We start from the raw sequence: 7356 nt of genomic DNA, 5'->3' as shown, positions 1-7356 counted from the left end.
CGCGGATGTTCGTCGGCATCAACGGTGGTCGTAGAACGCTTCCCGGGTACGTCGACCGAGACGATCTCCTCCGCCAGCCGCCCGTTCGCCTGCGCCTTCGCCGCCCGCTGCTGCGACCGCAACGCGAACAGGTCCTGATCCTCACGGCTGATCCCGAACTCGGCAGCCACGTTCTCCGCCGTCTCCGGCATCGAGTCGATCCCGTACTGCGCCCGCAGCACCGGATTCACGAACCGCCACCCGATCGTGGTGTCGAACACCTCCGCCTGCCGTGCGAACGCGGTCGTCGCCTTCGGCATCACGAACGGCGCCCGCGACATCGACTCCACGCCGCCGGCCACCACGATGTCGTTGTCCCCGGCAATGATCGACCGGGCCGCGTACGCGACCGCGTCCAGCCCGGACCCGCACAGCCGGTTGATCGTCGTACCGGGCACCGAGTCCGGCAGTCCGGCGAGCAGCACCGCCATCCGGGCGACGTTCCGGTTGTCCTCGCCGGCCTGGTTCGCGCAGCCGAGGATCACGTCGTCGATCCGGGCCGGGTCCAGCGCGGTCCGGTTCAGCAGCGACGAGATGACGTGCGCGGCGAGGTCGTCGGGCCGGACCGCCGACAGTGCCCCGGCGTACCGCCCGATCGGCGTCCGTACTCCGTCGACCAGAAACGCCTCACGAGTCATGTTGTTCCTCCGGAATGATCGTGCCCGGCAGTTGCCGGCTGCGGCCGCGGAACTCGGCGATCACCTCGTCGCCGCGGGTGACCGTGATGTCGTAGATCGCGTTCCGGCCGAACGTGGTCCGCTCGTGCGCCTCGGCGACCAGTACGTCGCCGCGGCGCGCCGGGGCCACGAACACGATGTCGCAGGCCTGCGCGACCGTGACCCGGTTGCGCGAGTTGCACGCGAACGCGAACGCCGAGTCGGCCAGACTGAACACGAATCCACCATGCGCGATTCCGTGCCCGTTGACCATGTCCTCGCGGACAGTCATCTCCAGCCGCGCGGTCCCGTCGCCGACCTCGACCAGTTTCATCCCGAGCCCGGCGCTGGCGGTGTCCTCCGCCCACATCGCCGCCGCCACCCGCGCCGCCAAGTCATCCATACGCCAGCCCTGTCAGAAGTAGGCTTGTGACACCCTAGTACCGGTTGCGCCAATGACTGTAACATCGCAGTCATGACCACGGACCTGCTCTCCTCCCACCGTGAGCGCCTCGACGGCGCGCTGAAGGCGATCCACGACCGCGGCTACCACTCCGCGTTCCCCGAGTCGCCGAGCCCCCGGGTGTACGGCGAGACCGCGGCGGCGGACGGCAAGGCGGCGTTCGAGGCCCATCTCGGTACGGCGTACCCGCTCGACATCCCGGGCGCCCGCGGCACGGTCGTCACCGAGCAGTCGCCGTACGGGATCGCGATGGAGGTCGCGTACCCGCGGGTGGTCGAAGAGGGCCTGGACGAGCTGCTCGCGGCCGCCCGGCAGGGCCTCGCGGACTGGCGGCGGGCCGGGATCGACGGTCGTACCGGGGTCACGCTGGAGATCCTCGACCGGCTGCACCGGCGGATCTTCGAGCTGGCGAACGCGGTCCAGCACACCAGCGGGCAGGCGTTCGTGATGGCGTTCCAGGCCGGCGGCGCGCACGCGCTGGACCGGGCGCTGGAGGCGGTCGCGTACGCGTACGAGGAGATGAACCGGTACCCGGCCACCGCGACCTGGGAGAAGCCCGCCAAGGGCGACCCGATCCGGATGGAGAAGACGTTCACGGTCACGGGCCGCGGCGTCGCGCTGGTGATCGGCTGCAACACGTTCCCGACCTGGAACTCCTGGCCCGGCCTGTTCGCCTCCCTGGTCACCGGCAACGCCGTCGTGGTGAAGCCGCACCCGCTCGCCGTGCTGCCGCTGGCGATCACGGTCGAGGTCTGCCGCGAGGTGCTCGCCGAGGCCGGCTTCGACCCGAACCTGGTCACCCTGGCCACCGAGCGGGGCGGCGACGGCCTGGCCAAGCCCCTGGCCCAGCGCCCGGAGGTGAAGCTGATCGACTTCACCGGCAGCAGCGAGTTCGGCGTGTGGCTCGAGCAGAACGCCACCCAGGCCGCCGTCTTCACCGAGAAGGCCGGCGTGAACGCGGTGATCATCGACTCCACCGACTCCTTCAAGGCGCTCTGCAACAATCTCGCCTTCACGCTGAGCCTGTACTCGGGCCAGATGTGCACCACCACCCAGAACCTGTTCGTCCCGGCCGGCGGTATCGAGACCGACGAGGGCCACAAATCCTTGGAGGAGGTCGGCGCCGGGATCGCGGCCGCGATCGGCAGGCTGCTCGGCGACGACGCCCGCGCGGTCGAGATCCTCGGCGGCATCGTCAACCAGGCCGTGATCAGCCGCCTCGAGCTGGCCGGCGAGTACGGCGACGTGGTGCTCCCGTCGCGCGCGATCCAGCACCCGGCGTTCCCGGAGGCGGTCGTCCGGACGCCGCTGCTGGTCGCGATCGACGCCGAGGACGCCGACCTGTACGGGCGGGAGTGCTTCGGGCCGGTGTCGTTCCTCGTCAAGACCGCCGACACCGCGCAGTCGATCGAGCTGTTCCGGTCGACGGTGATCGAGGACGGCGCGATGACCGCCGGGATCTACTCGACCGACCCGAAGGTCCTCGACGAGGCCCGGGACGCGGCCCTCGACGCGGGCGTCGCGCTGTCCGAGAATCTCACCGGCCAGGTGTTCGTGAACCAGTCGGCAGCGTTCAGTGACTTCCACGGCACCGGGGCCAATCCGGCGGCGAACGCGACATACACCGACGGCGCTTACGTTGCGAGTCGCTTCCGCGTCATTCAATCTAGGCGTCATGTCTGAGGCCTTGGATTCCGAAAACCTGCGCGAAGCGCTCGCTTACTACGACAGCTGGCTCAAGTTCAACCAGCACTACCAACGGATCCCCGGGGTCCAGGTCGCGGTGTACGCCGGCGACCGGGTGGTGTTCTCCGCCGCGTACGGTCACGCCGACGTGGAGAACGACGTACCGCTGACCGGCCAGCACCTGTTCCGGATCGCGTCGCACTCGAAGACGTTCACCGGCACCGCGATCCTGCAGCTGGTCGAGCAGGGCCGGCTGCGGCTGGACGACAAGGCGGCGCAGCACGTCACCGAGATCGTCGGTACGCCGATCGGCGAGCGGACCGTCCGCGAGCTGCTCGCGCACGCCGGCGGCATCACCCGGGACGGTGCCGATGCCGACTGGTGGCAGCTGGCGAAGGGCTTCCCGGACCGCGACCAGTTGCTCGACGTACTGCGGGAGGAGACGTCGGTCGTGATCTCGGAGAACGAGCGCTTCAAGTACTCGAACATCGGGTACGGCCTGCTCGGTCTCGTCATCGAGGCGGCCAGCGGGACGCCGTACAACGCCTATGTCCAGACCGCGATTGTGGACAAGCTCGGGCTGTCCTCGCTCGGTCCGGAGCTGGACCCGGAGCGGCTGCCGGAGTACGCGGCCGGATACAGCGCGCTGGCGTACGCCGAGAAGCGCGTACCGATCGAGCACGTGGACACGCGCGCGCTGGCGTCGGCGACCGGGTTCTTCGGCAACGCGCGCGACCTGGTGACGTACTTCTCCGCGCACCTGCCCGGCGACGACCGCCTGCTGACGGACAAGTCCAAGCGCGAGATGCAGCACCCGCTGTGGGTGACCGGCTCCGACGAGAAGGGCCGGTACGGCCTGGGCATGTCGATCTCGAAGGTCGGCGACCGGGACGTCTTCGGGCACGGCGGCGGGTACCCGGGCCACATCACCCGGAGCCTCTTCGACCCCGAACGGCACCTGGCCGTCTCGGTGCTGACCAACGCGATCGACGGCCCCGCGGGGCAGCTGGCCGAGGGGCTCCTGAAGCTGATCGACCTCGCGCAGTCGAAGGAGCGGGGCGACACGACCGGTCTCGGCCGGTTCACCGGCCGCTATGCGAACCTCTGGGGCGTCGTCGACATCGTCCTGCTGGGCGGCCGCCTGTACGGGACGGACCCGGCGGCGCCGGACCCCGCCGACGAGCCGCAGCCGCTCGAGGCGGACGGGGACACGTTGCGGGTCACCGGCGGCTACGACGGCTCGTACGGCGAGTCGTACCGCTTCACGTTCGCCGCGGACGGCACCGTCGAGACGGTGCGCGGTTCCAGCGGCGTCACCCTGTACCCCATCGACGGGTTCACCCTGCCGGAGCGCGTTACCGTGGCCGGGTGACCATTCACAGCGATCACCCCTTCCTGCCGCCGGAGTCGGAGCGGAGTCCGGTACGGCGGTTTCGCGGGCGGTTGCCGTCGCCGGTGGGGCTGTGGACGACGGCGTACGAGGGGAAGCGGGCCGGGCTCACGGTGTCGTCGATGCTGGTCGCGGACGGTGAGCCCGGGTACGTGATCGGGCTGCTGGACCCGGAGTCGGACCTGTGGGAGACGTTGCGTGCGGCAAGGACCGCCGTGGTGGCGCTGCTCGGCGAACCGCACCGGCAGCTGGCCGACGCCTTCGGGTACGTCGCGCCGGCGCCGGGCGGCCCGTTCAAGCTGATCGACTGGACGGACACCGAGTGGGGCCCGGCCCCGGTCGGCGTCAGCACCTGGGCCGGCTGCACCCTCGTCGACCCGGACCCACCAGAGGTCGGCTGGGGCCTGCAGGTCCAGCTGAAGATCGCCCACGTGGAGTTCAACGCCGACGACGCACCCGCCCTGATACACCGCCGCGGCCGGTACTCGACTATCTAGCCAGTGCCGAGCGGGCGGTTGCGGCTGCTGCGTCGCGGGCGGTGGTTTTCGAGGTGGTTGCGGGCTGAACTACGCTGACCGGTATGCGAGCCACGGTGATTCACGGAGCGTTCGACGTGCGGCTGGAAGAGCGGCCGGATCCGAAGATCGACGGGCCGGGTGACGCGGTGGTCAAGGTCGTTGCCTCGTGCATCTGTGGCTCGGACCTGTGGCCGTACCGCGGGGAGAACCCGGTGAAGCAGCCGCGGCCGATCGGGCACGAGTTCGTCGGCATCGTCCAGGAGATCGGCTCCGAGGTCCGGACCGTCAAGCCGGGCGACTTCGTGATCGCGCCGTTCGTGGTCAGCGACGGGACCTGCCCGCATTGCCTGGCCGGGTACCAGACCGCCTGCCAGAACCTGGTCGGTTACGGCAGCGCGAAGGCGGACGGCGGTCAGGGCGAGTACGTGAAGCTTCCGTACGCCGACGGCACGCTGGTCGCGACGCCCGAGGTGCCGGACGACTCGCTCGTCCCGTCACTGCTGACGCTTTCCGATGTGATGGGTACCGGATGGCACGCGGCGCGATCGGCCCGCGTGAAGGCCGGTGACACGGTCGTCGTCGTGGGCGACGGCGCGGTCGGGCTCTGCGGCGTACTGGCGGCGTCCCGGATGGGTGCGAAGCGGGTCGTTGCCCTGTCGCGGCATGAGCCCCGGCAGAAGCTGGCGAAGGAATTCGGTGCCACCGACATCATTTCCGAACGCGGCGACGCGGCGCGGGACGCCGTACTGGAGCTGACGAACGGCGTCGGCGCGGACGCCGTACTAGAGTGTGTCGGCACCGAGCAGTCGATGACCACCGCGTTCGAGGTCGCGCGGGCCGGGGCCACGGTCGGGTTCGTCGGCGTACCGCACGGGGTCGAGGTGCCGATCGGGACGATGTTCTCGCGAAACGTCGGCCTGAACGGCGGGGCGGCACCGTGCCGGGCGTACCTGCCGGACCTGATGGCCGACGTACTGGCCGGCGAGATCGATCCGGGCAAGGTGTTCGACTCGGAGCTCCCGCTCGCGGAGGTGGCCGAGGGGTACGCCGCGATGCACGAGCGGCGTTCGATCAAGGTACTGCTCCGGCCCTGACGTTCCGCGCAACGGCTGTGCGCGTAAACGGTGTTCGAACAAGGAATGTGCGCGCTCTCACACCGTCAAGGTGTACGGGGTCACGGCTGCGCAACGCGCCTGCGCGGAACGTTGACACTCGCGAGTAACAGTTCCAGAGTGGGGCCGGTCAAGGGGGCAACGTTGTCACAGGTGGCTCCATCACAACTGATCGGAGAGTGAAACATGCGTGGTGGTCTGAGTAAGACCCTGGCGCTGGTGGGTGCGGCGGGTCTTCTCGCGGTGAGCGCCTGCGGGAACAGCGACAACAGCAGTGGTGGCGGCAACTCGTCCGCGAGCAAGGACGTCACGGTCTTCACCTGGTGGGCCGACGGTGGTGAGAAGGCCGGTCTGGACGGCCTGGTGTCGGTGTTCGGCACCGCGTGCAAGGACTACAAGTTCGTGAACTCGGCCGTCGCCGGTGGCGCGGGCTCGAACGCCAAGCAGGTACTGGCGAACGACCTGCAGGCGGGCAAGCCGCCGTCCACGTTCCAGGCGCACGCGGGTGCCGAGCTGAAGGACTACATCAACGCCGGCCAGGTCGACGACGTCAGCCAGCTGTACAAGGACTACGGGCTGGACAAGGCCTTCCCGCAGAACCTGATCGACAACCTGACCGTGGACGGCAAGATCTACTCGATCCCGGCCAACGTCCACCGGGCCAACATGGTCTGGGCGAACCCGACCGTACTGAAGAAGGCGAACCTCGACGCCACCAAGGCTCCGGCCAACGTGGACGCGTGGATCGCCGACCTGACCAAGCTGAAGGCAGCGGGTGTGACCGCGCCGCTGGCGATCTCGAAGGGCTTCGCCCAGGAGATGCTGGTCGAGGCCGTACTGCTGGCCGAGCTCGGTCCGGACAAGTTCAAGGGCCTCTGGGACGGCAAGACCCCCTGGGCCGGTGGCGACGTGACGGCGGCGCTGAACAAGTACAAGACGCTGCTCACCTTCACCAACAGCGACCGCGAGGCGATCGACTGGCCGGACGCGCTGGGCTACGTGAACAGCGGCAAGGCCGGCTACACGCTGATGGGTGACTGGGTCGCCGCGCAGCAGCTCGCGGACAAGATCCCGGACACGGCGTACACCTACTGGCCGGCCCCGGGTACCTCCGAGGCGTTCCAGTTCCTGTCCGACTCGTTCACGCTGCCGACCAACGGTGCGGACCCCGACGGTGCCAAGTGCTGGCTGAAGACCGTCGGCTCGGCCGAGGGCCAGAAGGCGTTCAACACCAAGAAGGGCTCGATCCCGGCCCGCTCGGACGCCAACCCGGCGGACTACCCGAAGTACCAGCAGTCGGCGATGGCGGACTGGAAGAAGGACCAGATCGTCCCGTCCTGCGCCCACGGTGCCGCGTGCACGCTGGGCCAGAACAACGACATCCTGTCCGCGCTGAGCCAGTTCAGCGGCAGCCCGGACGTCGCGAAACTGCAGTCCGCGCTCGGTACCGCGATGAAGACGAGCTGATGTGTCGCGAGTTGCGAGCTGACGA

The 7356-nt window shown here is 69.2% G+C and carries 7 protein-coding genes; 5 read left to right on the top strand and 2 right to left on the bottom strand.

From position 1 onward, the window contains the following. Together VFF46_RS23800 and paaI are read right to left on the bottom strand one after the other, a co-directional pair. Window positions 1-677 (bottom strand): beta-ketoacyl synthase N-terminal-like domain-containing protein (locus VFF46_RS23800; protein WP_325039413.1); only part of this gene is annotated, 677 nt, incomplete at its 3' end. Then, the gene (gene paaI, locus VFF46_RS23795) at window positions 667-1098 is read right to left on the bottom strand and encodes a hydroxyphenylacetyl-CoA thioesterase PaaI (protein ID WP_325039412.1); all 432 of its coding nucleotides are present in this window, start codon (window positions 1096-1098) and stop codon (window positions 667-669) included. The genes paaI and VFF46_RS23800, both read right to left, overlap by 11 nt. 72 nt (window positions 1099-1170) lie before the next feature. On the opposite strand from paaI, the gene paaN reads away from it, so the two are divergent. The 5 genes from paaN (at window position 1171) to VFF46_RS23770 (ending at window position 7331) form a co-directional block, all read left to right on the top strand. Beyond that, complete coding sequence (gene paaN, locus VFF46_RS23790) at window positions 1171-2841, top strand: phenylacetic acid degradation protein PaaN (protein ID WP_325039411.1); 1671 nt, start codon at window positions 1171-1173, stop codon at window positions 2839-2841. Then, window positions 2834-4216: a serine hydrolase domain-containing protein gene (locus tag VFF46_RS23785; protein WP_325039410.1), complete on the top strand. Its 1383-nt coding sequence runs from the start codon at window positions 2834-2836 to the stop codon at window positions 4214-4216. Before paaN ends, VFF46_RS23785 begins: the two co-directional genes overlap by 8 nt. Then, window positions 4213-4731 carry a flavin reductase family protein gene (locus VFF46_RS23780; protein ID WP_325039409.1) on the top strand — a complete coding sequence of 173 codons (519 nt, stop codon included), beginning with the start codon at window positions 4213-4215 and terminating at the stop codon, window positions 4729-4731. Before VFF46_RS23785 ends, VFF46_RS23780 begins: the two co-directional genes overlap by 4 nt. Before the next feature lie 83 nt (window positions 4732-4814). Then, entirely contained in the window at window positions 4815-5846 is a 1032-nt protein-coding gene (locus VFF46_RS23775) for a zinc-dependent alcohol dehydrogenase family protein (protein ID WP_325039408.1), read from the top strand. 204 nt (window positions 5847-6050) lie between these two features. After that, window positions 6051-7331: an ABC transporter substrate-binding protein gene (locus tag VFF46_RS23770; RefSeq protein WP_325039407.1), complete on the top strand. Its 1281-nt coding sequence runs from the start codon at window positions 6051-6053 to the stop codon at window positions 7329-7331. Window positions 7332-7356: the final 25 nt, after the last annotated feature.

Source organism: Kribbella sp., assembly GCF_035655035.1.
Classification (GTDB): domain Bacteria; phylum Actinomycetota; class Actinomycetes; order Propionibacteriales; family Kribbellaceae; genus Kribbella.
The sequence above is the reverse complement of the archived record's forward strand: the minus strand, read 5'-3'. Positions and strand labels throughout refer to the sequence as shown.